Origin of the sequence: Rudaea sp. 3F27F6, assembly GCF_005503555.1 — a bacterium.
Lineage (GTDB): Bacteria > Pseudomonadota > Gammaproteobacteria > Xanthomonadales > Rhodanobacteraceae > Rudaea.
Window position 1 is genome coordinate 477,399 of sequence record NZ_SCNG01000002.1, and the last position, 24,169, is coordinate 501,567.

18 protein-coding genes and 1 tRNA gene are annotated in these 24,169 nt (G+C 64.4%); 7 read left to right on the forward strand and 12 right to left on the reverse strand.

What is annotated here, in order from left to right; translation table 11 throughout:
• Positions 1–85 precede the first annotated feature (85 nt).
• Together FFS30_RS09895 and metH are read left to right on the forward strand one after the other, a co-directional pair.
• Positions 86–1,171, forward strand: a complete 1,086-nt coding sequence (locus FFS30_RS09895) for a homocysteine S-methyltransferase family protein (RefSeq protein ID WP_137912978.1) — start codon at positions 86–88, stop codon at positions 1,169–1,171.
• 139 nt (positions 1,172–1,310) lie between these two features.
• On the forward strand, positions 1,311–4,010 hold the full coding sequence (metH, locus tag FFS30_RS09900; RefSeq protein ID WP_137912979.1) for a methionine synthase: 2,700 nt from the start codon (positions 1,311–1,313) through the stop codon (positions 4,008–4,010).
• 33 nt (positions 4,011–4,043) lie between these two features.
• Here the strand turns inward: metH and FFS30_RS09905 are convergent, their stop codons facing one another.
• Positions 4,044–4,373, reverse strand: coding sequence for a lipid-A-disaccharide synthase N-terminal domain-containing protein (locus FFS30_RS09905; RefSeq protein WP_137912980.1), 330 nt, complete (start codon positions 4,371–4,373; stop codon positions 4,044–4,046).
• Positions 4,374–4,640: 267 nt separating this feature from the next.
• Here FFS30_RS09905 and FFS30_RS09910 point away from each other — a divergent pair, with 267 nt between their 5' ends.
• From FFS30_RS09910 to FFS30_RS09930, 5 genes are all read left to right on the forward strand, one after another.
• A complete protein-coding gene (locus tag FFS30_RS09910) occupies positions 4,641–8,210 on the forward strand; it encodes an Ig-like domain repeat protein (RefSeq protein ID WP_137912981.1) in 3,570 nt (1,189 codons plus the stop codon).
• A 130-nt stretch (positions 8,211–8,340) separates the two neighbouring features.
• On the forward strand, positions 8,341–9,162 hold the full coding sequence (locus tag FFS30_RS09915) for a M15 family metallopeptidase (RefSeq protein WP_249352356.1): 822 nt from the start codon (positions 8,341–8,343) through the stop codon (positions 9,160–9,162).
• A complete protein-coding gene (locus FFS30_RS09920; protein ID WP_249352424.1) occupies positions 9,117–9,617 on the forward strand; it encodes a sigma-70 family RNA polymerase sigma factor in 501 nt (166 codons plus the stop codon). The genes FFS30_RS09915 and FFS30_RS09920 overlap by 46 nt, the downstream gene beginning before the upstream one ends.
• A gap of 5 nt (positions 9,618–9,622) precedes the next feature.
• Positions 9,623–9,805 (forward strand): zf-HC2 domain-containing protein, encoded by a 183-nt coding sequence (locus FFS30_RS09925; RefSeq protein ID WP_137912983.1) that lies wholly within the window; start codon positions 9,623–9,625, stop codon positions 9,803–9,805.
• Positions 9,806–9,913: 108 nt separating this feature from the next.
• The gene (locus FFS30_RS09930; RefSeq protein ID WP_137912984.1) at positions 9,914–10,312 is read left to right on the forward strand and encodes a hypothetical protein; all 399 of its coding nucleotides are present in this window, start codon (positions 9,914–9,916) and stop codon (positions 10,310–10,312) included.
• A gap of 184 nt (positions 10,313–10,496) precedes the next feature.
• Here FFS30_RS09930 and FFS30_RS09935 read toward each other — a convergent pair whose 3' ends face one another.
• The 11 genes from FFS30_RS09935 to FFS30_RS09985 all read right to left on the reverse strand — a co-directional run bounded on the left by FFS30_RS09935 (position 10,497) and on the right by FFS30_RS09985 (position 24,098).
• The gene (locus FFS30_RS09935; protein ID WP_137912985.1) at positions 10,497–11,567 is read right to left on the reverse strand and encodes a class III poly(R)-hydroxyalkanoic acid synthase subunit PhaC; all 1,071 of its coding nucleotides are present in this window, start codon (positions 11,565–11,567) and stop codon (positions 10,497–10,499) included.
• 52 nt (positions 11,568–11,619) lie between these two features.
• The gene (gene phaE, locus FFS30_RS09940) at positions 11,620–13,074 is read right to left on the reverse strand and encodes a class III poly(R)-hydroxyalkanoic acid synthase subunit PhaE (RefSeq protein ID WP_137912986.1); all 1,455 of its coding nucleotides are present in this window, start codon (positions 13,072–13,074) and stop codon (positions 11,620–11,622) included.
• Positions 13,075–13,247: 173 nt separating this feature from the next.
• Positions 13,248–15,350, reverse strand: a complete 2,103-nt coding sequence (pnp, locus tag FFS30_RS09945; RefSeq protein WP_137912987.1) for a polyribonucleotide nucleotidyltransferase — start codon at positions 15,348–15,350, stop codon at positions 13,248–13,250.
• Positions 15,351–15,553: 203 nt separating this feature from the next.
• Positions 15,554–15,823, reverse strand: a complete 270-nt coding sequence (gene rpsO / locus FFS30_RS09950) for a 30S ribosomal protein S15 (protein WP_137912988.1) — start codon at positions 15,821–15,823, stop codon at positions 15,554–15,556.
• Positions 15,824–16,291: 468 nt separating this feature from the next.
• Positions 16,292–17,203: a tRNA pseudouridine(55) synthase TruB gene (gene truB / locus FFS30_RS09955; RefSeq protein WP_137912989.1), complete on the reverse strand. Its 912-nt coding sequence runs from the start codon at positions 17,201–17,203 to the stop codon at positions 16,292–16,294.
• Complete coding sequence (gene rbfA, locus FFS30_RS09960) at positions 17,200–17,544, reverse strand: 30S ribosome-binding factor RbfA (protein WP_137912990.1); 345 nt, start codon at positions 17,542–17,544, stop codon at positions 17,200–17,202. The genes truB and rbfA overlap by 4 nt, the downstream gene beginning before the upstream one ends.
• Position 17,545: 1 nt before the next feature.
• Positions 17,546–18,634, reverse strand: a complete 1,089-nt coding sequence (locus FFS30_RS09965) for an alpha/beta hydrolase (RefSeq protein WP_249352359.1) — start codon at positions 18,632–18,634, stop codon at positions 17,546–17,548.
• A 185-nt stretch (positions 18,635–18,819) separates the two neighbouring features.
• Entirely contained in the window at positions 18,820–21,471 is a 2,652-nt protein-coding gene (gene infB / locus FFS30_RS09970) for a translation initiation factor IF-2 (RefSeq protein WP_137912991.1), read from the reverse strand.
• Between the two features lie 149 nt (positions 21,472–21,620).
• Complete coding sequence (gene nusA, locus FFS30_RS09975) at positions 21,621–23,114, reverse strand: transcription termination factor NusA (RefSeq protein ID WP_137912992.1); 1,494 nt, start codon at positions 23,112–23,114, stop codon at positions 21,621–21,623.
• A gap of 169 nt (positions 23,115–23,283) precedes the next feature.
• On the reverse strand, positions 23,284–23,790 hold the full coding sequence (rimP, locus tag FFS30_RS09980) for a ribosome maturation factor RimP (protein WP_137912993.1): 507 nt from the start codon (positions 23,788–23,790) through the stop codon (positions 23,284–23,286).
• Between the two features lie 231 nt (positions 23,791–24,021).
• Positions 24,022–24,098, reverse strand: a tRNA-Met gene (locus FFS30_RS09985).
• Between the last annotated feature and the right edge of the window lie 71 nt (positions 24,099–24,169).

Below are 24,169 nucleotides of genomic sequence, written 5' to 3' on the forward strand. Positions count from 1 at the left end.
AACACGGATCAAGAACGAAATCTAGAAATTCTTTATCCGTGTTTATCCGTGTAATCCGTGGCCAAGAATCTTCTAAGGAATCGCCATGAACAACAACCTGCCCTGGCTCAATCCCGCGCGCACGCAGCTGCTGCTCGATGCGCTGGCGACGCGCATCCTCGTCATCGACGGCGCGATGGGCACGATGCTGCAGTCGTACAAGCTCGACGAAGACGGCTACCGCGGCCAGCGCTTCGCCGAGGGCAAGGACGCGCACCACGGGCACGAACACCACGGCGCCGGCTGCGATCTCAAGGGCAACAACGACCTGCTCTCGCTGACCCAGCCCGAGATCATCAAGGCGGTGCACACGGCCTATCTCGACGCCGGTGCGGACCTGATCGAGACGAACACGTTCAACGCGACCACGATCAGCCAGGCCGACTACCACCTCGAACATCTCGCCTACGAGCTCAACCGCGAAGGCGCGCGCATCGCGCGCGAGTGCTGCGACGCGGTCGAGGCGAAGACGCCCGATCAACCGCGCTTCGTCATCGGCGTGCTCGGGCCGACGAGCCGCACCGCGTCGATCTCGCCCGACGTCAACAACCCCGGCTTCCGCAACGTCACTTTCGAGGAACTCGATACGACCTACCGCGAAGCGACGCGCGGCCTGCTCGACGGCGGCGCCGACGTGATCATGGTCGAAACGATCTTCGACACCTTGAACGCAAAGGCCGCGCTCTACGCGGTCGGCCAGGAATTCGCACGCCGCGGCGCGCGCGTGCCGATCATGATCTCGGGCACGATCACCGACATGTCCGGCCGCACCTTGTCGGGGCAGACCGCCGAAGCGTTCCACTATTCGCTGCGCCACGCGCAGCCGCTGTCGATCGGCCTCAACTGCGCGCTCGGTGCGAGCGAATTGCGCCAGTACGTCGAGGCCCTCGCCAACATCGCCGAATGCTACGTCTCGACGCATCCGAACGCGGGTCTGCCGAACGCGTTCGCCGAATACGACGAAACGCCCGAACAGATGGCGGCGACGGTCGGCGAGTTCGCGACCAGCGGCCTCGTCAACCTCGTCGGCGGCTGCTGCGGCACGAGTCCCGCGCACATCCGCGCGATCGCCGACGCCGTGCGCGGCGTGGCGCCGCGTGCGCCGCGCATCGTCGAATCCCAAGCTGCGTAGTCGCTGTCTGTCATTCCCGCGTGCTTCTCGCGGGAATCCAGTGCCTTCCGCTTCCGCGCATCTCAAAATCAAAGTCGCTGGATTCCCGCCAGAAACATGCGGGAATGACGGCAAAAAAAGAAAAAGCAAAACAGCAACGATGAGTACTCAACCCCGCTACACCCGCCTTTCCGGCCTCGAACCTTTCGTCATCACGCCGGACCTGCTCTTCGTCAACGTCGGCGAGCGCACTAATGTCACCGGCTCGGCCGCGTTCAAGAAGCTGGTCAAGGAAGAGCGCTACGACGAGGCGGTCGAAGTCGCGCGCCAGCAAGTCGAGAACGGCGCCCAGATCATCGACGTCAACATGGACGAAGGCCTGATCGATTCCGAAAAGGCGATGGAGAAATTCCTCAATCTGATTGCCGCCGAGCCTGACATCGCGCGCGTGCCGGTGATGGTCGATTCCTCGAAATGGACGGTGATCGAAGCCGGCCTGCGTTGCCTGCAGGGCAAGGGCGTGGTCAATTCGATCTCGCTCAAGGAAGGCGAGGAAATCTTCCTCGAACACGCGCGCAAGGTGCTCGCCTACGGCGCGGCCGTGGTCGTCATGGCCTTCGACGAAACCGGCCAGGCCGACACCCAGGCGCGCAAAGTGGAAATCTGCACGCGCGCCTACAAGATCCTGACCGAACAGGTCGGCTTTCCGCCCGAGGACATCATCTTCGATCCGAATATCTTCGCGATCGCGACCGGCATCGAAGAGCACAACAACTACGCGGTCGACTTCATCGAAGCGACGCGCGAGATCAAGGCGACCCTGCCGTACTGTCACGTCTCCGGCGGCGTGTCGAACGTGTCGTTCTCGTTCCGCGGCAACGAAACCGTGCGCGGCGCGATCCACAGCGTGTTCCTCTACCACGCGATCAAGGCCGGCATGGACATGGGCATCGTCAATGCGGGCGCGATGCCGATCTACGACGACCTCGATCCCGAACTGCGCGAGCTGGTCGAAGACGTGGTGCTCAACCGCCGCGCCGATGCGACCGAGCGTCTGCTCGACATCGCGGAAAAGTATAAAAAGGGCAAGGGCGAGCAGGCCACGGGGAACAAGGAAAAACTTGCATGGCGCGAGAAGCCGGTGAAGGAGCGGCTTTCGCATGCGCTCGTGCACGGCATCGACGAGTTCGTCGAGGTCGATACCGAGGAAACGCGCCTGCTGTCGACGCGTCCGCTCGACGTGATCGAAGGGCCGCTCATGGACGGCATGAACGTCGTCGGCGACCTGTTCGGCGCGGGTAAGATGTTCCTGCCGCAGGTGGTGAAGTCGGCGCGCGTGATGAAGAAGGCCGTCGCCTATCTTCTGCCCTTTATCGAGGCCGAAAAGGCGCGCACCGGCGACGCGGGCAAGTCGAACGGCAAGATCGTGATCGCCACGGTCAAGGGCGACGTGCACGACATCGGCAAGAACATCGTCGGCGTCGTGCTCCGCTGCAACAACTTCGACGTCGTCGATCTCGGCGTCATGGTGCCCGCGCAGAAAATCCTCGATGCGGCCCGCGCCGAGAACGCCGACATGATCGGCCTCTCCGGCCTCATCACGCCGTCGCTCGAAGAAATGAGCCACGTCGCCAAGGAAATGCAGCGCCAGGATTTCCACGTGCCGCTGCTGATCGGCGGCGCGACCACCTCGCGCGCGCACACGGCGCTGAAGATCGAGCCGCATTACAAATCGCCAACCGTGTGGGTTAAGGATGCCTCGCGCGCGGTCGGCGTCGCACAGTCGCTGATCTCCAAGGAACTGGTCGACGGCTTCATGGCGAAGATCCGCGCCGAGTACGCGGAAATCCGCGAACGCCACAAAGACCGCGGCCCGGCCAAGCGCCTCGTCTCGCTCGCGCACGCGCGCGGCCAGTCCTTCGATGGCGGCTGGGACAAGCACGCGCCGCCCACGCCGAACAAACCCGGCATCACTGTGTTCGACGACTACCCGCTCGCCGATCTCGTCGAGCGCATCGACTGGTCACCGTTTTTCAACACCTGGGAACTCGCCGGCAGCTATCCGCAAATTCTCGACGACGACATCGTCGGCGCGCAGGCGCGCGAACTCTTCGCCGACGCGCAAAAAATGCTGCAGCAGATCGTCGCCGAAAAATGGCTCAAGGCCAGCGCAGTAATCGGCTTATGGCCGGCGGCGCGAGTCGGCGACGACGTCGAAGTCGTGCCGGAATCCGGGAAGAAGACGATGCTGCACTTCCTGCGCCAGCAAGTCGACAAGCCGCCCGGCCGTCCCGATTTCTGTCTCGCCGATTTCGTTGCGCCGAAAGACGCCGGCAAACAAGATTGGATCGGCGGCTTCGCCGTGACCGCCGGTATCGGCATCGAAGAAAAGCTCGAAGAATTCGGCAAGTCGTTCGACGACTATTCGTCGATCCTCCTGAAGGCCCTCGCCGATCGTCTCGCCGAAGCGTTCGCCGAGCGCCTGCATGAGCGTGTACGCAAGGAATACTGGGGCTACGCGACCGATGAAACTCTGAGCAACGACGAACTGGTCGCGGAAAAATACAGCGGCATCCGCCCCGCGCCCGGCTACCCGGCCTGCCCCGACCACACCGAGAAAGGCACGCTGTTCGCCCTGCTCGACGCCACCCGGAATACCGGCATCGAGCTGACCGAGAGTTTTGCCATGTATCCGACCGCCGCGGTATCGGGCTGGTACTTCAGCCATCCCGGCAGCCAGTATTTCGTGCTCGGGCGCGTCAGCAAGGAACAGATCGAGGACTACGCCAAGCGCAAAGGCTGGTCCGTCGCCGAGGCCGAGCGCTGGCTCGCGCCGAACCTCGATTACGATCCGGAGTAGTGTCTTCCCTTCTTCCAGCGGGAGAAGGGAACCTCAGGTTTCTTCCGGTCCGCGCGGCGTGATCACTTCGGGTTTGTGATAGCGCATGTGCGCGACCACGTTGTAAACCGACACGAACATCGGAAACGCATTCTGGATGATGCCGACCGAATCGTTCTTGCCCCAGATGAAGTACGCCAGGGTCATCACGCTGCCGACGATGGATAGATACCAGAACGACAGCGGCATGGTGACCTGCTTCATCTTCTTGGTTGCGTAGAACTGCACGAACCAGCGCGCGGTGAACAGGAACGTTCCCAGGTAGCCGATGAGCTTCCACGGCGTCACGCCGACATTATGGATATGGAACAGAACCTGGTTCATTGAGAAATCCGCGCTGGCGTGAGTAGGGCGCGGATTTTAACAAGCACGGGTTAAGCCCGCCTCCCGCGAGCCGCGCATCCCCTGCGCCGCTTTCCCGCCCCACCCCGCGTTCCCGCCGATCCGACGCCCCGTGTCCCCACGGATGAGCCGTTTTCGCCGCCATTCCGCTTTGCATTACGCAAGCCGCAGCGACGGCTGCCGGCAACGCCGCCCGCAAGGCGCCCGCGCCGGCGCCGCGCCGGATCAGAAACCGCCGGGAGACTCTCAATGCCATTGCCCCACCCCGTTCGCCGCCCGTTGCGCGGATTTGCTCTCGTCCGCGCCGTCGGATCCGCCGTCCTGCCACTGGCGCTGCTCTGCGCCGCCACTGCGCCGGCGCAGACGATCAGCACGCTCGCCGGCGGCGCCACCTGCGACAACGCCAGCGCCCAGGCAGTCGCGATGGAGCCTGCCGCCACCGCGGTCGACGCGTCGGGCAATGTTTATGTCGCCATTTCGACCACGAGCGTGATCTGCAAGATCGCCCCCGGTGGCGCGATCAGCCGCTACGCCGGCACCGGCACTGCCGGCTTCGGCGGCGACGGGGGCCAAGCGACGGCCGCGGACTTGGGCAGTCCGAGCGCAATCGCCATCGATACATCCGGCAGCCTATATATCGCCGACAGCGCCAACAACCGCATCCGCAAGGTGACGCCGGCCGGAACGATTTCGACGATCGCCGGCGACGGCAACCCGGGCTTTTCCGGCGACGGCGACGCGGCGACGAGCGCGCGGCTGAACTATCCTGCCGGCCTGACTCTCGACGCGGCGGGTGCTCTCTACTTCTCCGACTCGCTCAACCAGCGCGTGCGCAAGATTGCGGGCGGCACGATCAGCACGATCGCCGGCAACGGCACGCAAGGCTATTCAGGCGACGGCGGCGCGGCGACGAGCGCGCAGCTGGCCAGTCCCTGGGGTGTCGCCGTCGACAGCGCCGGCAGCACGGTCTACGTCGCCGATCGCTTCAACCAGCGTATCCGCAAGATCGCAGGCGGCACCATCACGACGATCGCAGGCAGCGGTACGGGCGGCGTCAGCGGCGACGGCGGCCTGGCGACGGCGGCGCAGTTGTACTGGCCGCACGGCGTCGTCGTCGATGCCGCTGGCAACCTCTATGTCGCGGATACCTACAATCACCGCATCCGCAAAGTCACCGCCGCCGACGGCAAGATCGCGACGATCGCCGGCAGCAGCTTCGGCTTCGCCGGAGACGGCGGCGCGGCAACGGCGGCGAAACTGAACTATCCGCAGAATCTCGCGATCGACGGCGCGGGCAATATCTACATCGCCGACTACTTCAACTACCGCGTGCGCAAGATCGATGCGGCGAGCGGCAAGGTCTCGACGCTTGCCGGCAACGGCACGCAGGGCTACGCCGGCGACGGCGGCGCCGCGACGAGCGCACAACTCGGCGATTATCTGCACGTCGCCGCCGACGCCGCCGGCAATCTCTACATCTCCGACGCGAACAACCATCGCATCCGCAAAGTCGCCACGGACGGCACGATCAGCACGGTCGCCGGCAACGGCGTCAAAGGCTTCGGCGGCGATGGCGGTCCGGCCGTTGCCGCAAAGATGGATTCGCCCAACGGCATCGCTCTCGACAACGCCGGCAATCTCTATATCGCCGACCAGTTCAATCAGCGCATCCGCAAGGTCGCCACCAACGGCACGATCAGCACGATCGCCGGCAACGGCAATTTCGATTATTCAGGCGACGGCGGCCCAGCGACCTCGGCAACGCTGGGCATGCCCGCCGCCGTGACGTTCGACGGCGCGGGCAATCTCTACATCGCCGACTCCAGCAACCAGCGCATCCGCAGGGTCGCGACGGACGGCACGATCAGCACGGTCGCGGGCAACGGCACGCAGGGTTTCGGCGGCGACGGCGGCCTCGCCATCAACGCGAATTTGAACAACCCCGGTGCGATCGTGTTCGATCGCTCGGGACAGCTCAACATCGCCGACACGAGCAATCATCGCGTGCGCAGAGTCGCCGGCGACGGCAGCATTGCGACGATCGTCGGCACGGGTTCGATCGGCTACGACGGCGACGGCGGGTCGGCCGCGAGCGCTAACCTGGAGCTGCCCACCGGCCTCGCGCGCGATCGGGCCGGCAACCTTCACATCGCCGACTGGTACGCAAACTCGGTGCGCAAGATCGATGCCGGCGGCACGATCAGCCGCATTGCCGGCAGCAGCGGCGGCCGCAGCGGATTCGGCGGCGACGGCGGCGCCGCCACCGACGCACTGCTGCGCAGTCCGCACAGCATCGCCTTCGATGCGGCCGGCAATCTCTACATCGCCGACTCGACCAACCGCCGCATCCGCAAGGTCGCTGCGGCGCAAACCGCCAACGTCACCGGCTTGCGCGTGGAAATTCCCGCGTCCGCGGTATATGGCGAAAGCGTCGTCATCACGGTTACCGTGGGCGCCAGTCTCCCGCCGACGGGCAAGGTGGACGTTTGCCTCGACGGCGATTCCGACCCGGCATTCTTCTGCTGGCCGCACTTCGTACTGCCGTGCTCCGGCCTGCCGCTTTCGCCGAGCGCGACTCCCGGAGAATACGTCGCGACCTGCACGACTTCGACGATACCCGTCGGCGACCACTCCATCGCGGGATACTACTCGGACGACAATTCCGCAGCCGTCAATCTCTCGCCGACACTGACCATCGCCAAGGCAGCGACCACGATCGCCGTGACCAGCATAGCGCCGGGCAGCATCGTGCTCGGCCAGCCGGCCACGGTGACGGTCGGCATCGGCGCGGCAGCACCGGGCGCCGGCACGCCCACCGGCATCGTCACGATCAGCGACGGCACGGTCAGTTGCAGCTACTCGACGCCAGCCAACGACAACTGCTCGATCACGCCGAGCAGCACGGGCGCCAAGTCGATCACGGCCAGTTACAGCGGCGACGGCAATTTCCTTGCCAGCACCACGGTGTCGAATTCCCTGCTGGTCAACTCTGCACCGGTCGACGCCGTCTGCGGCGCAGATAACGGCCAAGTGCTGCTCGCCGTGCCGACCCAACTGTGCAGCGTGGGCAATGCGAGTGCGATAGCGGGCAGCGGGCATCCGTGGTCATGGACCTGCGCGGGTGCGAACGGCGGCGGCAGCGCGACTTGCTCGGCCACGATCAAGACCTGGACGGTGAGCGCCAGCGCCGGCGCGAACGGCGCAATCGCCCCGGCCGCGCAGACCGTCGATCATGGCAAGACCGCGGCACTGACGGTGACGCCGCAATCCGGCTACTCGGCACAAGTCGCCGGCTGCGGCGGCACCCTCGCCGGAGCGACCTACACGACCGCCGCGGTCACCGCCGACTGCGCGGTCGGCGCCAGCTTCACCGCGATACCGCGCACGCCGACAATGACTACATTGAGTCTCGCGCCGAATCCGGTCACGGTGAATCAAACCGTCACCGCCATCTTGAGCGTGTCGGGAGGATCGCGGCCGAGCTCGGGCTCACACGCCGCGACAGCGATGGCGCTGCCCGGCGCACTGACCGGCACGGTCGTCGTCAGCGGCGGCGGACAGCAGTGCATGGCGACGCTGGATGGCAACGGCGCGGGAAGCTGCGCGCTGACCTACGCCGCTCCCGGCACCTACGCGATCACGGCGAGCTATTCGGGCGATACGCAAAACGCGCCATCGAACGCGACTGCCAATCTCACCGTCAATGCCACGCCGACGCCATCCGTCGCGATTCCGGCACCGGCACTGTCGTGGTGGGCGGTGCTGACTCTGGCCGGCGCACTCGCCGCGTGCGCGCACCGGGCAAAGCGGAAAGCATGACCGTGTAACGACGCTCCGGGCCGCGTGAACTACGGCCCGGATTCCTCTCAGCGAACCCGCCACCCGCGCCACCATCGGCGCGGATCGGCGGACTGTTGCCCGCGCTTCCGCAACGGAAGGAAAAACCGACATGCCACGATTCCTTTTCGCATTGGCGATGCTCGCCCTGGCGGCGGCGCGCACAGCCGTCGCGACCGCTCAGGACGACGATCGGTCCGGCCGTGCCATCGAAACGGCATTCGCGCTCGGCGTGCCGCGCGACTATGCGAGCGCACGCGGACTCAGCGGCGTGCGCGAGCCGCAACAGCTCGTGCGCATCGGCGGCGTCGATGCGCTCGGCTACGATCAGCGCCTGACTCCGCCGGCCGCGGACGCTTGGCTGCGCATGCGCGAAGCGGCCGCGCGCGACGGCGTGGAACTGCACGCGGTCTCGACTTTTCGCAGCTTCGACGTCCAGCTCGCCATCGTGCGCGGCAAGCTCACGCGCGGCGAGTCGATCGAACGCGTTCTGCGCGTCAGCGCCGCACCGGGCTACAGCGAGCACCACAGCGGCCGCGCGGTCGACATCGGCACGCCCGGCTACGCCGCGCTCGAAGAGGAATTCGAGCGCTCGCCCGCGTTCGCCTGGCTGCGGAGGAATGCGCACTTCTACGGTTTCGCGCTGAGCTACCCGCCAGGCAACGCGCAGGCAATGAGCTATGAGCCCTGGCACTGGTGCTGGCACGGTGACGAACACTCGGCACTGCTTAGCGCAGGCGCGCGTCGCGGTCCCGCTGGCATAATGCCGCCACATTCCTCGTGGTATGGCGCATGCAAACCGGCGACTCTTCCGCTTCGTCCGCTGCGATCGATTTCGAGACGCTGGCGACGCATCGCGCCTACCTGCTCAGAATCGCCCGACTCGAACTGCGCGACGAACATCTCGCCGAGGACGCCGTGTCCGACGTGCTGACCCAGGCCTACGAGCGGCGCGCGAGTTTCGCCGGACGCTCCTCGCTGCGCACCTGGCTCACCGCGATCCTGAAAAACCGCATCGTCGATCTGCTGCGCAAGCAATGGCGCGAGCAGCCGCTGGAACCCGTCGGCGACGACGGCGATGAGCAGGATTTCGACCGCCTGTTCGGCGCCAACGGCCATTATCTCGATACGCCGCTCGACTCCGGCAATCCGGCCGAACTCGCCCAGCAGGAGGCGTTCCTGACTGCCGTGCAGCGCTGCGTGGAAAAGCTGCCGAAGCGCATCGGCCAGCTCTTCGTCCTGCGCGAGGTGTTCGGCAGCGACACCGACGAACTATGTAAGGATTTGCAAATCACGCCGTCCAACGTCTGGGTGCAGCTCTATCGCGCACGCATGATGTTGCGGGCCTGCCTCGAACAAGTCGGTTTTGGCCGCACGGCGGCGGGTTGAGGACCATGCTACGAATCACATGCCAGCAGGCGTCGCGGTTGTTGTCGCAGCGGATGGAAGCGCCGCTCGGCGCGGGGATGCGGCTGCGTTTGCGCCTGCATCTGTTCGTCTGCGACGCCTGCACACGCGTCGCGCGCCAGTTCGCGGCGATAAGGTTGGCGATGCAGACCTTGCGCGAGCGCGACTGAGACTGCGCGGCGCACTTCCCGCGGCGCACAAGGCCGATTCACGCGGGCGGTTGTATTCTTTTCCGGCGACCCTAAATCGGGCGGACGACAAGAATATCGGGAGGGCTTATGCTGCAATTCAATCCGGGCCAGCTGTACTTCCTCGGCCGTGAGGCCAGCGACCGACTGCAACAGGCCGCCAAGCTCGGTCTCGAAGGCAGCGATCAAGCCTTCGATCTGACGATCAAGACCGTGCAGTTCCACGTCGATGCGATGACGCGGCTGATGACGCAGACCTCGCACGTCAAAGATCTCGCGAGTCTGCGCCAGCTCTGGTCCGAACTGTTCGACCTGATGCGCGAAAGCGTCGCCACGAGCAATGCCTCGCAGAAGCAGACCATCGAAATGGCGCTCAAGGCGACGGAACTGTTCTATACGAATATCTTCGAACAAAACACGCAGGGCGACGGCGCAAAAGCCAAACCGGCTGTGGCGAAAGCCGCGCCCGCCAAGAAAAAGCGTTCATAGGTCGGCAAGAGCTAAAGCTTTTCCACGGATGGACACGGATTGAAGAGCAAAGAACACGGATCAACGCGGATACAGCTCTTTTTTGGACAAAGCTCTTTGCTCGATCCGTGTTTATCGGCCTTTATCCGTGACCAACGCGCTCTCTCTGTTTTGCTCAAAACCGTCTGAGACAAACCGATAACGGCTATTCGGCCCTCGCCGCGAGCCACTCGTGGATCGCCGCCGGCACCTCGCGCTGGGCGCGGCCGGAGACGTAGATGCCGATGTGGCCGCCCTTGAACGCAAGCTCGGTATAGTCGTCCGAACCGATGCGCCCGCGCAGCGCGCGCGATGCGTCGGGCGGGACGAGATGATCCTGCTCGGCGAAGATATTGAGCACGGGCACGTCGAGATTCTTGAGATCGACCGACTTGCCGCCGATCTTCAGGCCGCCGTTGACCAGCTTGTTGCCCTGGTAGAAATCTTTGATGAACTGGCGGAATGCGGCGCCGGCCTGGTCCGGGCTGTCGAAGATCCACTTCTCCATACGCAAGAAGTTCTCCAGCTCGGCCTTGTCGTCGAGGATGTCGACGAGACCGATATATTTCTGCTGGTTCAGGCGCACCGGTTTGAGCATCAGGTAGCAGTAGTTCATCAGATCGGCCGGCACGTTGCCGAGCGTATCGACGAACAGATCGACGTCCAGATGGCGCACCCAATTCGACAGCATGTTGTCGCGCGTCTGGAAATCGACCGGCGTCACCATCGTGATCAGGTTGCGGATCTTCTCGGGATAAATCGAAGCGAAGCACAGACTGAACGCACCGCCCTGGCAGATGCCGAGCAGATTGATCTTGTCGAGCTTGTGCCGTTTTGCGACGACGTCGACGCAGCGGCGGATGTAGCCATTGATGTAGTCGTCGAGGCCGAGGTGCTTATCGGACGCGTCCGGGTAACCCCAGTCGATCAGGTAAACGTCCTCGCCGAGCGCGAGCAGGTTCTTGACCAGCGAGCGGTCGTCCTGCAGGTCGACCATGTACGGCCGGTTGACCAGCGCGTAGCTGATCAGGATCGGCACTTTTGCCGTCGGCTTGTGCGGCCCCTTGAAGCGGTACAGCACGAGCTTGTCCTCGCGGTACACCTCTTCCTTCTCGGTCGCGCCGTAATGCACGTCGTCGAGCGTGCGCAGCACCTTCATGCCGGCTGCGATTTTTTCCTGGAATTTCTTCGCTTCCTCGTACGCCTTCTGCGGCGAGATGCGAATCGGATTCAGCATGGAGCAACCTCTCTAAGGTTTGTCGCGCCAGCGAGAGCCGGCACGAAAGAACTTATTTGCGCTTGGCGGCTTTCTTCCCGCGCTTCCCGTTCGCCTTGTCGCCCTTGCTCGGCTTCGACAACTCCGCGGCGACCGCGCGCAGCCTCGGTTTGCCGCCGACGCGGCGGCGCATCGCAGCGACGGCGTCGGCGAATGAATCCGCCTTGGCCTTGTCGTCGACCGGACGCGGCCTCACCACTGCCGCCGGCACGCGCGGCTTGGCTTCGCGACGCGGTGCACGCGCCGCCTTCGGCGCCGCTTGGCGCTTCTTCGCCGGAGCCGGAACTGGGGCCGTCGCGGCAGCGCCCGCCGCGGCGGGCGGCGTCGATTTCACCGCGGCACCGGCGGCGTTTTTCGCGCCGGTTTGCGCCAAGGATTTTTTCAGCGCCGCGACTTCGCCGCGCAGTGCAGCGACCTGCGCTTCAAGCTCCGTGTCCGCTTGCGCTCCGCCGTTCTCGCGCAGCTCGCGGCGCAACTCGTGCAGACGCTTGCTGATGCTGTCGAGTTCGGTGCGCGTGGGCATGCCGAGTTCACGGCTGACACGCTCGATCTCGGTCTGAATCTGTTTGCGCAAACGCATCTGCGCATTGGCGAGTTCGCCGTAAGCCTTGCTGAATTCTTCCGACAGCGCGATCTCAGCGTAAGCGTCCTCGGCCGCATCGACCCAGAGGTCGTACAAGGCTTTCATCGACTCGATCGCGCGCCCGGGCTCGGCGCGATCGGCGAGCCGCTGTTCCAGCAGCTCGAATCCGCGCTGGCTGGCCTTGAACATCAGCTGGTTGTACTCGCGCAGGGCGCGCTGATACTCAAAGAAAGCGAGCGCGGTGCGTTGATAATGTTCCTGGTGTTCGCGCGCGAGGCCGAATGCCGGCATCTGCAGCCACGACAGGCCTTCCTTGCGCATCTGCTCCAGGTACGGCGCAAACGCGGCGGGCAGTTCGGCGAAACCTTGCGCGCCTTTGCAGGCGACTTCGCGCAGGGCCTTGGCGAACGGATTCGTCGCCGGGTCGAAACCCGGAATATTCGGAGCGCCTGCCGCGGCAAAGCCGCCGCGCAAGCCATCGAACCAGGTCTGCGCGGGATTCGCCGTGGCGTCGCCCGCGCCCGGCGCAGCGAACAGCGACTGCATCATCGCGGCATAGGTCTTCGCGCTCGCGATCATGCGCTCGGCGGTTTCATTCTGCTTGTCCGCGTTGGCGAACAGGCGCGTCCACTGTTCGAGGCCTTCCTGCCAGGGCGCGCCCTGCGCGGGCGGAGCGCCGGCGAATGCGCCGAACGGCGCGAAGCCCGGGAAACCCGAAGGCGGCTGAGCGGTGAACGGGAAAGCGCCCGGAAAGCCCGTCGGCGCGGCGTGCGGCGGCATCGAGAACGGCGCCTTCTGCGCGAGATCGGACCAGGCATTGAAGTACTGCCGCTGCAGCGCGTCCCAGTCCTTCAGCCAATCGTTCATGCTCTTGTCTTCACTCATGCGCGCATCTCCTGAAGGCCTTCGATGCTAGCACGCGTTCGCACATATCGCATTACGCCGACAGACCGCGGCCGGCCGCATAACGGGCAACAAAAAACGCGCCGAAGCGCGTTGTTTGTGCGGTCATTGCCGACCGCGAAGCGGGCATCCTGCCCGGAGTTTTACAGAGAACTTCAGGCAGCCGGAGCTTCCTCGTTCACCGCCTTCATCGACAGGCGGATGCGGCCCTGCTTGTCGACTTCGAGCACCTTGACCTTGACGATGTCGCCTTCCTTGAGCTTGTCGGAGACCTTCTCGACGCGCTCGTTGGAAATCTGCGAGACGTGGACGAGACCGTCCTTGCCCGGCAGGATGGTGACGAAAGCGCCGAAGTCCATGAGCTTAGCAACCTTGCCCTCATAGATGCGGCCCGGCTCGACGTCGGAGACGATCTGCTCGATGCGCGCGCGCGCCGCGTCGGCGGCCTCGCGGTTGACCGAGGCGATGACGACGGTGCCGTCGTCGCTGATGTCGATCGTCGCGCCGGTTTCTTCGGTGATCGAGCGGATCGTGGTACCGCCCTTGCCGATGACTTCGCGGATCTTGTCCGGGTGAATCTTCATCGTCATCAGGCGCGGCGCGAACTCGCTCATCTCGGTGCGCGAGGTGCTGATCACCTTGTTCATCTCGCCGAGGATGTGCAGGCGGCCCTGCTTGGCCTGGCCGAGCGCGACCTTCATGATCTCTTCGGTGATGCCGTCGATCTTGATGTCCATCTGCAGCGCGCTGATGCCTTCGGCGCTACCGGCCACCTTGAAGTCCATGTCACCGAGGTGGTCTTCGTCGCCGAGAATGTCGGACAGGACGACGAACTTGTCGCCTTCCTTGACCAGACCCATCGCGATACCCGCGACCGGCGCCTTGAGCGGCACGCCCGCATCCATCATCGCAAGCGAGGAGCCGCAGACCGAGGCCATCGACGAGGAGCCGTTCGACTCGGTGATTTCCGAGACGACGCGCAGCACGTACGGGAAGGCTTCCATGGTCGGCTTGACTGCCTGCACGCCGCGCTTGGCGAGGCGGCCGTGGCCGATCTCGCGGCGCTTCGGCGCACCGAAGCGGCCGGCTTCACCGACCGAGAACGGCGGGAAGTTGTAGTGGAACAGGAACGGATCCTTGGACTCGCCTTCCGGCGCGTCGATGATCTGCGCGTCGCGCGCGGTGCCGAGGGTGACGACAACCAGCGCCTGCGTCTCGCCGCGCGTGAACAGCGCCGAACCGTGGGTGCGCGGCAGCACGCCGACGCGCACGCTGATCGGGCGGATATCGTCGAGCTTGCGCCCGTCGATGCGCACCTTGGTGTCGAGCACGGCGTCGCGCATCGTGCTGTATTCGAGGTCGCCGAATTCCTTGGAGAGTTCGCCGGTGGTCCACTTCTCGGCTTCGGCGCGGCCGGCCAGCGCGGCCAGCGTGTCCTGCTTGATCGCCGAGATCGCGTCGCGGCGCTGCAGCTTGTCGCGGATCTGGAACGCCTTGGCGAGCTGGTCACCGACGGCGTCCTTGAGCGCGCCGATCAGCGCGTCGTTCTTCGCCGGCGCGGTCCACGTCGACGGCTTGGTGCCGGCTTCGACGGTCAACTCGTTGATCGCGTTGATCACGTGCTGCAGGGCCTTGTGGCCGAACACGACCGCGCCGAGCATCACGTCTTCGCTGAGCAGCTTGGCTTCGGACTCAACCATGAGCACGGCGTTCGAGGTGCCGGCGACGACGAGTTCGAGATCCGAGGTCTTCAGTTCGCTCGCGGTCGGATTGAGCAGATACTGGCCGTTCGCGTAGCCGACCTTGGCGGCGCCGATCGGTCCCTTGAACGGAATGCCGGCGAGCGACAGCGCCGCGGAGGCGCCGATCATCGCCGGGATGTCGCCGTCGATTTCCGGATTGAGCGAGACCACCTGCGCGATGACCTGCACTTCGTTCTTGTACTCTTCCGGGAACAGCGGGCGCACCGGACGGTCGATCAGACGCGAAGTCAGCGTCTCCTTCTCGGTCGGACGGCCTTCGCGCTTGAAGAAGCCGCCCGGAATGCGACCGGCGGAATAGAACTTCTCGACGTAGTCGACGGTGAGCGGGAAGAAGTCCTGGCCTTCTTTCGCCTTCGCCGCCGCAACGGCGGTGACCAGTACGACCGTGCCGCCCATCGACACCATGACCGCGCCGGACGCCTGGCGGGCGATTTCGCCCGTTTCCAACGTGACCGTCTGGTTGCCGTACTGAAATGATTTGGTGATTTTGGCCATTGTGTATGTGCCTAGCTTTTGTTGAACAGTGCAGCCATGCATGGCCGCTTCTTTGACTTGCGCGTTCGTCGGCGAGCGCGTGAGCCTTCGCAAAGTGCGGCCGAGTGCGGCCGCGTTTCAATCTTCTCGATCAGGGGCGAATGGACTATCCATCGCCCCCAAAACGAATCCCCGCCGCAGCGGGGATCACGTTCTTCAACTGCTTACCGGCGCAGGCCCAAACGCTCGATCAGCGTTTTGTAGCGCTCGGCGTCCGTCTTCTTCAGGTAGGCCAGGAGACTGCGGCGCTGGTTGACCATCTTGAGCAGGCCGCGACGCGAATGATGATCCTTGTCGTGGTCGGCGAAATGCTTGGAAAGGTGCTCGATGCGCGCGGACAGCAGCGCGACCTGCACTTCGGGGGAGCCGGTGTCGTTCGGCGCGCGGCGGTAGTCCGCAATGACCTTCGAGGTCTGTTCGACAGAAAGAGACATGATATTTACCTTTGATGAAACGTCCGGCGCGGGTCAGCTTGACCAGGTAGGCGAAGCCCAATCCGCGTTAGTGGAACGATTGAGTGATGAAACAATGATTATGCTTTGAAAACAAAGCCCCTCATTGTAACCGGTTTTGCGCCGCAGCGCAGCGCGAATCATCGCCGGAACGCAGAGGCGCGGCCGCGGCATCGGCTGAAACGCCGATCGCAAGATGTCTGCAAGTCATTATATATCAGCCAGTTATCGAAATAATCTCGATCTAGATACACGAAATCTGTAAGGCTTCGCCGGCTGACCCACAGCCCTGCAGCTATTTGCCGCCTAGCGCCGCCGTGACGATCCATCGCCATGAGATCAGCACGCCACGACCTTCCCCGCATCATCGGAAAGCGCCGGAAACTCGGCATTTCGCGATTCGAATAAAGGCTGGCTCAGTCGCAAAGGAGCCATGCCCACAAGAGCCGATCAAGCAGGATTGAATCCGCGGCGCACGTGCATTTCGCCGCGCGGGTCGATTTCCACCAAGGCAATCAACCGGCTTTGTGTATCGAGCGCGCAGCAAAGCGCTTGATCGAACAGCGTGCTCTGTACTACGCGCTTGCCTTGCTTGACTTGAATCACTTCGTTTTCCGTCAGCGTCAGCGCGGGTAGCGAGGACAAGCCCTGCTCCAGCGGCAGCAGCAATTCGTCGAGCCCTTCGAATCCGCGTTGCGCGTGGAGGCGTTCGAGCTGCTCCCAAGTCCACATGACCGGCTGCAGGAACGGCGCCACCCACTCGCGTCGCAGCGCGGTCAGATGCGCGCCGCAGCCGAGCTTCTCGCCGAGATCGCGCGCAAGACTGCGCACATACGTGCCGGAACCGCATTCGACGTGCAGGTGCAGCAGGTCGCCTTCGCGCGCGAGCAGATCGAAGCGGTGGACCTCGACCTCGCGCGACGGCACTTCGACGTCCTCGCCGCGACGCGCACGCCGGTACAGCGGCACCCCGCCCTGCTTGATCGCCGAATACGCCGGCGGTACCTGCACGATGCGTCCGCGCAACGTCGCCAATGCCGCGTCGATGGTTGCGGCGTCGAGCGGCGGCACGGGCCGCGTTTCGACGACCTCGCCTTCCGCATCGTCGGTCGTCGTCGTCGCGCCGAGCCGGCACTGCGCGGAATACGCCTTGCGCGAGCCGAGCAGATAGCCGGCGATCTTGGTCGCCTCGCCGAAACAGATCGGCAGCAGACCCGTCGCGAGCGGATCGAGGCTGCCGGTATGGCCGCCCTTCTGCGCCTTGAACAGATGACGCACCTTCTGCAGCGCCTGGTTCGAACTCAACCCCAGAGGCTTGTCGAACAGCAGGATGCCGGAAACGTCGCGAAACGCCGCCTTCACGGATTCCCGCGCAGCAGGGCCTCGATGCGTTCGCCGCGGTCGAGCGAGTCGTCGTAGCGGAAACGCAATTCCGGTACGCGGCGGATCTTCATCGTGCGCGACAGTTCGCGGCGGAATTCCTTGGCCAGCTCGTTGAGCGCCTTCACCCCCTCGACGGCCTTGTCGGGCAGCAGCGCGGTGACGAAGATCGTGGCGACGTCGAAATCCTTGGTGACTTCGACATCGGACACGCTCATCGACGGCAGCGCGTTGTCGCGCACGACCTCGTGCACCATGGTGCCGATCAAACGGCGCAGCTCGGCGGCGAGACGGTCGGAGCGGGTGAAGGAATGCGAAGGCATTTCAGTGTTCCTTGTTGGCGGCGGCGCGGACGCGACCGAGTTCGCGATCGAAGAAGCGCGCGACGACCGCATACATCGCTTTCGATTCGGGCAATTCCGGATCGGAGAAGAACGAATGCCACATGCCTTCCCAGACATGCAGCTCGGTCGCGGCGCCCGCTTCGGTCAGCAATTCGTTGCTGCGCAGGGTCGCGCTCATGGAAAAATCGCGCGAACCCGAGATCAGCAGGGTCGGAGGAAACTTCGCGAGTACGGCACCCGAGAGACCCGGCAGCACGAGCGGACTGGCCGGATCGGCGCCTTTGAAATACGGCAGCGCGGTCAGCGGAAACGCCTGTTCCGGCACTTTCTCGCCCATGAGCAGGTGGCCCGTGTAGGCCGAATCGCCGTTCAAATCGACGACGCCGGCGCAGAAGATGCCGATCGCGCCCGGCGCAGGCAGGTTCTTGGTCTGCAGCCATGCCGCCGCCTCGGCGGTCAGCGCACCGCCGGCCGAACAACCGTAGATACCGATGTTCTGCGGCTTATAGGTCTTCAGTAACTCGCGGTAGACTTTTTCCACGTCCTCGCTCGCGGCGGGGAACACATGCTCGGGGCCCTGGCGGTAATCGATCGTGACCACCTTGATCTTGCCGACGCTGGCGATCGGAATCGCCTCGACGAGGCCGCCGCTGCCCGCGCCCCAGAGGAACGCACCACCGTGCAGATTGATCAGCACGCGCTGCGCGTTGCGTTTGTCGACCCCGCCTTTCGGCGTGACCACATCGGCACCGACGACGCCGAATTTCTGCGCGGCGATCTCGACCGGATAGAGCTTCTTCATGCGCTCGGCGCGGTCGGAATTGATCTTGTCGTAGAAGGCGCGGCTGGCCTGGATATCCTGGCCGAGCGGCGGCGAGGCTTTGCCCTCTTCGAAGATCTGACCGAAGCGCGTGAGCGCCTCCTTCGAGGCGAAGACCGAGAACGGGAAGCGCGCCGCGGGCGCGGTCACTGTTCCGGCCGGATCAATCCTCGGGGCGCTTTCCTGGGCCTGTGCCGCGATGGCGAAGAAACCGGCGCAAAGCAAAAACGTGGTGCGAAGAAAATTCATGGTCGATCCCCGTGCGAGTTCTCACTCACAGCCAACGCAGCCGCGGGGCGGCACCCCTAAGCGCTACGCCGATTGCCACATCGTACATGAGCGCTGGGCACGACCGCACCGGAGACGGCTTTGCCGATACGTCTCCGGGCGGTACATCGAAGTCGGGAATCGCGGAAGCCATGAGGCCGGCGAGGTTACAGTGTCCTCGCCACCTCGATGCGCTCGAAGCATTCGATCTGATCGCCTGCCTTGACGTCGTTGTACTGCTTGACGCCGATGCCGCACTCCGTGCCGTTGCGCACTTCTTCGACGTTTTCCTTGAAGCGGCGCAGCGATTCGAGCTCGCCCTGGAAAATGACCGTGTTGTCGCGCAGCACGCGGATCGGCTTGTTGCGCTTGACCGTACCCTCGATGACCATACAGCCGGCGATCGCGCCGAACTTCGACGAGCGGAACACGTCGCGCACCTGGGCGATACCGATGATCTCTTCGCGGATTTCCTTGCCGAGCAGACCCGAAGCGACCTGCTTCACCTGGTCGATCACGTCATAGATGATCGAGAAGTAGCGCAGGTCGAGGCCGTTCGCTTCGATGATCTTGCGTGCCGACGCGTCGGCACGCACGTTGAAGCCGATGATCGTGGCCTTCGACGTCGCCGCGAGCGTCGCGTCGGATTCGGTGATGCCGCCGACGCCCGAGCCGATGACGTGGACTTTGACCTTGTCGTTGCCGATCTTGGTCAGCGCATCGCGCAGCGCTTCGGCCGAACCCTGCACGTCGGCCTTGACGACGAGGTTGAGGGTCTGCTGTCCCTCGCCCTGGCCCATCTGCGCCATGATGTCTTCCATGCGGTTGCCGGCCTGCTTGAGCAGGCGCGCGTCGCGGCGCTTGTGCTGGCGTTCGAGCGCAACGTCCTTGGCCAGGCGCTCGTCCTGCACGACGATGAAGTCGTCGCCCGCATCGGGCACGCCGGAAAGACCGAGCAATTGCACCGGAATCGACGGACCCGCGGCGTCGACCTGCTGGCCGCCTTCGTTGAACAACGCACGCACGCGGCCGTATTCGACGCCGCAGACGATGAAATCGCCCTTCTTCAACGTGCCTTGCTGCACGAGCACGGTCGCGACCGGGCCGCGGCCCTTGTCGAGGCTCGATTCGACGACCACGCCCGAGGCGAGGCCGTCCTTGACCGCAGTGAGTTCCATGACCTCGGCCTGCAGCAGGATCGCATCGAGCAGGTTGTCGACGCCGTCGCCGGTTTTCGCCGACACCGGCACGATCTGCACGTCGCCGCCCCATTCTTCCGGCACGACTTCGTGCTGGACGAGGCCCTGCTTGACCTGGTCGGGATTCGCCTCGGGCTTGTCCATCTTGTTCATCGCGACGATCAGCGGCACCTTCGCCGCGCGCGCGTGATTGATCGCCTCGATCGTCTGCGGCATCACGCCGTCATCGGCGGCGACCACGAGAACGACGATGTCGGTCAACTTCGCGCCGCGCGCGCGCATCGCGCTGAACGCGGCGTGGCCCGGGGTATCCAGGAACGAGATCACGCCCTTGTCGGTCTTCACGTGATACGCGCCGATGTGCTGGGTGATGCCGCCCGCTTCGCCCGACGCCACCTTGGTGCGGCGGATATAGTCGAGCAGAGAGGTCTTGCCGTGGTCGACGTGGCCCATGATCGTGACGACCGGCGGACGCGTCTCTCTGTCGCCGACGATTTCGACCTTAGCCAGCGTGGTTTCGGCGTTGCTCTCTTCCATGCGCGTGGCCTTGTGGCCGAGTTCCTCGACGACGAGCACGGCCGTGTCGTGGTCGATCGGCTGGTTGATCGTCGCCATCACGCCCATCTTGAACAGCGCGCGCACGACGTCGGCGCCTTTGACCGCCATCTTCTGCGCGAGATCGGAGACGAGGATCGAATCGCCGATCGGAACGTCGCGCGTGACCGGCGCGGTCGGACGCGAGAAGCCATGCTGGCCGCTCTGCCCGCGCGTCTGCTCGACGTGTCTGCGCGGCTTGCGCTTGATCGCCCCGCGGCGCGCGTGGCCTTCGTCGGAAAGGTGCAGTTCCGCGCCGAAGTAACGGCGTGCCGCATCGTCGGCCGAATCGTTGTCGCGCATCTGGTGCGAACCGTGCTTTTTATGACGACCGGCGGCCTGCGCAGCCGCGTCGGTCTCCGGAGCGCGGGCAGGACGCGGACGCGGCGGTTCGGCCGGCTTGCGCGCCGCGGCCGGCGTTGCGGCCTCGGTCTTCGCCGGGCGTTCGGCCGGTTTTGCCTCGGTCGCAACGGCGGGGGTCTGTTTTGCCGCCTGTTCCGCGGCGGCTTTGGCCTGCGCCTCGCGGGCTTCGGCTTCGGCGCGCGCGCGCGCTTCTTCGGCCGCGCGCATCTTGGCCTCTTCTTCGAGGCGGCGACGCTCCTGATCCTGGCGCGTGATTTCTTCGGTCTCGCGCTTGAGCTGCGATTCCGCGAGCTTCTTCAGCGCATCCTCGCGCTCCGCATCGGGGCGCTGCTCGTTCGGGATTTCGCTGCGCTTGACGTAGGTGCGCTTCTGCCGCACTTCGACGTTGACCGTCTTGCCACGTGTGGCGCCCTGGTTGACGGTGAGTTCGCTGACCGTGCGGCGCTTGAGCGTCACCTGGCGCGGCGCGTTGTCGTCCGCGGGCGGGGCTTCGCCCTTGCCGTGCGTGCGGCGCAGGAAGCCGAGCAGCTTGACTTTCTCGGTGCTCGAGACGACCTGATCGGGACTGGAGAACTTCATGCCAGCGCCGTCAAGCTGGGTAAGCAGCTTGTCCACGCTCATGCCGAGCACACCGGCGAGTTGTTTGATCGTTACGTCCGACATGGTTCCTGACTTCTCCTCGCGGCGAGGCGCAGTGTCGATCGCGCCTTGCCCTTGTTCGCTTCTGTCGCCGCTCCTGCCGAAGCGGGAACCGACGAGCACTATGGGCTCAAGTGTTCATACGTACACCTGATTCATTCTGATCTTGTCGACTACGCCGCAACCGCCTGCCTTGCCGCCATGATCAGCGCCGACGCGCGCTGCTCGTCGACGCCGTCGATGGCAAGCTCAATCAGTTCGTCGGTGGCGAGATCGGCGAGGTTCTCGCGCGTCACGATCTTGTGCTGCGCGAGCGCAAACGCGGTCGCCTCGTCCATGCCCGTGACGCTGAGCAGGTCGTCGGCCGGCTTATGTTCGTCGATGTCTTCCTCGACCGCGAGCGCATCGGTGAGCAGCGCATCGCGCGCACGTGCGCGCAGCTCCTCGACGATGTCCTCGTCGAAGCCTTCGATGCCGAGCAGCTCGGCGGTCGGCACGTAGGCGATTTCCTCGACCGTCGAGAAACCTTCCTGCACGAGGATCGCGGCGATTTCCGCATCGACCTCGAGCTTGGCCTGGAACAGTTCGCGCGCCGTGGCCTGTTCGGCCTCGGACTTCGCCGCGACCTGGTCCTGCGTCATCACGTTGAGCTGCCAGCCCGAGAGCTTGGACGCGAGGCGCACGTTCTGGCCGCCGCGGCCGATCGCCTGCGAGAGCTTGTCCTCGGCGACAGCGATATCCATCGAGTGCTTGTCTTCGTCGACGATGATCGACTGCACCTCGGCCGGCGCCATCGCGTTGATGACGAACTGCGCCGCGTTATCGTTCCACAGCACGATGTCGATGCGCTCGCCGTTGAGTTCGTTCGACACCGCCTGCACGCGCGAACCGCGCATGCCGATGCAAGCGCCGATCGGATCGGTACGGTGGTCGTGCGCGATCACGGCGATCTTGGCGCGATCGCCGGCGTCGCGCGCCGCGGCCTTGATCTCGACGAGACCCTGGCCGACTTCGGGCACTTCGAGCTTGAACAGCTCGATCATGAATTCGGGGGCGGTACGCGACACGAACAACTGCGGGCCGCGCTGCTCGGCGCGCACTTCGTACAGATAGCCGCGCACGCGGTCGCCGGCGCGCACCGCTTCGCGTGGAACCGCCTTGTCGCGCGAAATATAGGCTTCGGCATTGCCGCCGAGATCGAGATAGATGCTGCCGCGCTCGACGCGCTTGACCACGCCGGTGACGAGTTCGCCGACGCGATCCTTGAATGCGGAGACGACGAGCGCACGCTCGGCCTCGCGCACATGCTGGACGATGACCTGCTTGGCGGCCTGCGCGGAGATGCGGCCGAAATCGGGGTTGTCGATCTTCTCTTCGATCCAGTCGCCGACCTGCGCGTCGGCCTTGGCGTCGACCGCGTCCATCAGGCGGAGCTGGCGGTCCGGGGACTCCATGACCACGTCGTCGGGAACGACTTCCCAACGGCGGAAGGTGACATATTCGCCGCTGTTGCGATCGATCGAAACTCGCGCGGCAACGTCTTCGTTCGGATAGCGCTTCTTCGCCGCAGACGCGAGCGCCGCCTCGAGCGCGTGAAAGATCACGTCGCGTTCGACGCCCTTCTCGTTCGCCACCGCATCAGCCACCAACAACAATTCTTTGCTCATTTCGATTCTCCAGAGCCCGCTCCGCGAGCTCGTCGTCTTTTTCTTTGTCATTCCCGCGGAAACGGGAATCCAACGCCCTGTTCTTCCATCTTTCCTGCGAGTTCAACTCGTAGGTTCAAATCCTGCCCCCGCTACCCATTTTTCGCGGACAGATGCTGCGGGCAGAACGTTATTTCTTGCTTTTCTCGGCCTTGCCGCTTTTTCCCGGCTTCTTCGGTTCGTCGAACTGCGCCACGAGCTTGGCCTTGTGTACGTTGCCGTGCGCAATGTTCACCGCGGCACCATCCTGCTCGACCGTGATCGTCTCGCCTTCGACGGCGAGAATCGGGCCTTGGAAACGACGCCGTCCGTTCAGCGGCAGGCTCAGTTCGATCTTCGCTTCCTCGCCGACGAAACGCGCGAACTGTTCGGGCGTGTACAGCGGACGGTCCAGACCCGGTGAAGACACTTCGAGCGTGTAGCGGCCGACGATCGGATCGTTCACGTCGAACAGCGCCGACACTTGACGACTGACCAACTCGCAATCGTCCACCGTCACCGCGCGATCGGCTGCGTCGATGTATACGCGCACAAGCGAGTTGCCATGCGACGGGCTGTACTCGACGCCGAGGCATTCCAGGCCCATGTCCGCGATCGCGGGCGATACCAGATTGGTCAGTTCCTCGTTTCTCATCATTCGGATAAAGCGGATTCACTCGTAGGGGCCCGATTGGCCGAGCCCGGCTTTTATTTGACTTGCATCTGCAGCGCGAACGTCCGGTTCGACCTTTCGCCCCTCTGCAGCCGACAAATTCCAGAAACAAAAAATGGGCCATAGGCCCATTCCTTAGTCCGCCGTTTTTATCCAGAAACCGGCGATCCGCATCCTGCGAAGAAAGTGCCGGACTGGCCGGGCACTCAGAAAAATTGGTAGCGGGGGCAGGATTTGAACCTACGACCTTCGGGTTATGAGCCCGACGAGCTGCCAGACTGCTCCACCCCGCACCAGGGAACGCAATTCTAGTCCTAAACCGCAGTATTTTGCAAGGACGTTAAATCACTTGTTTGTTTTATTT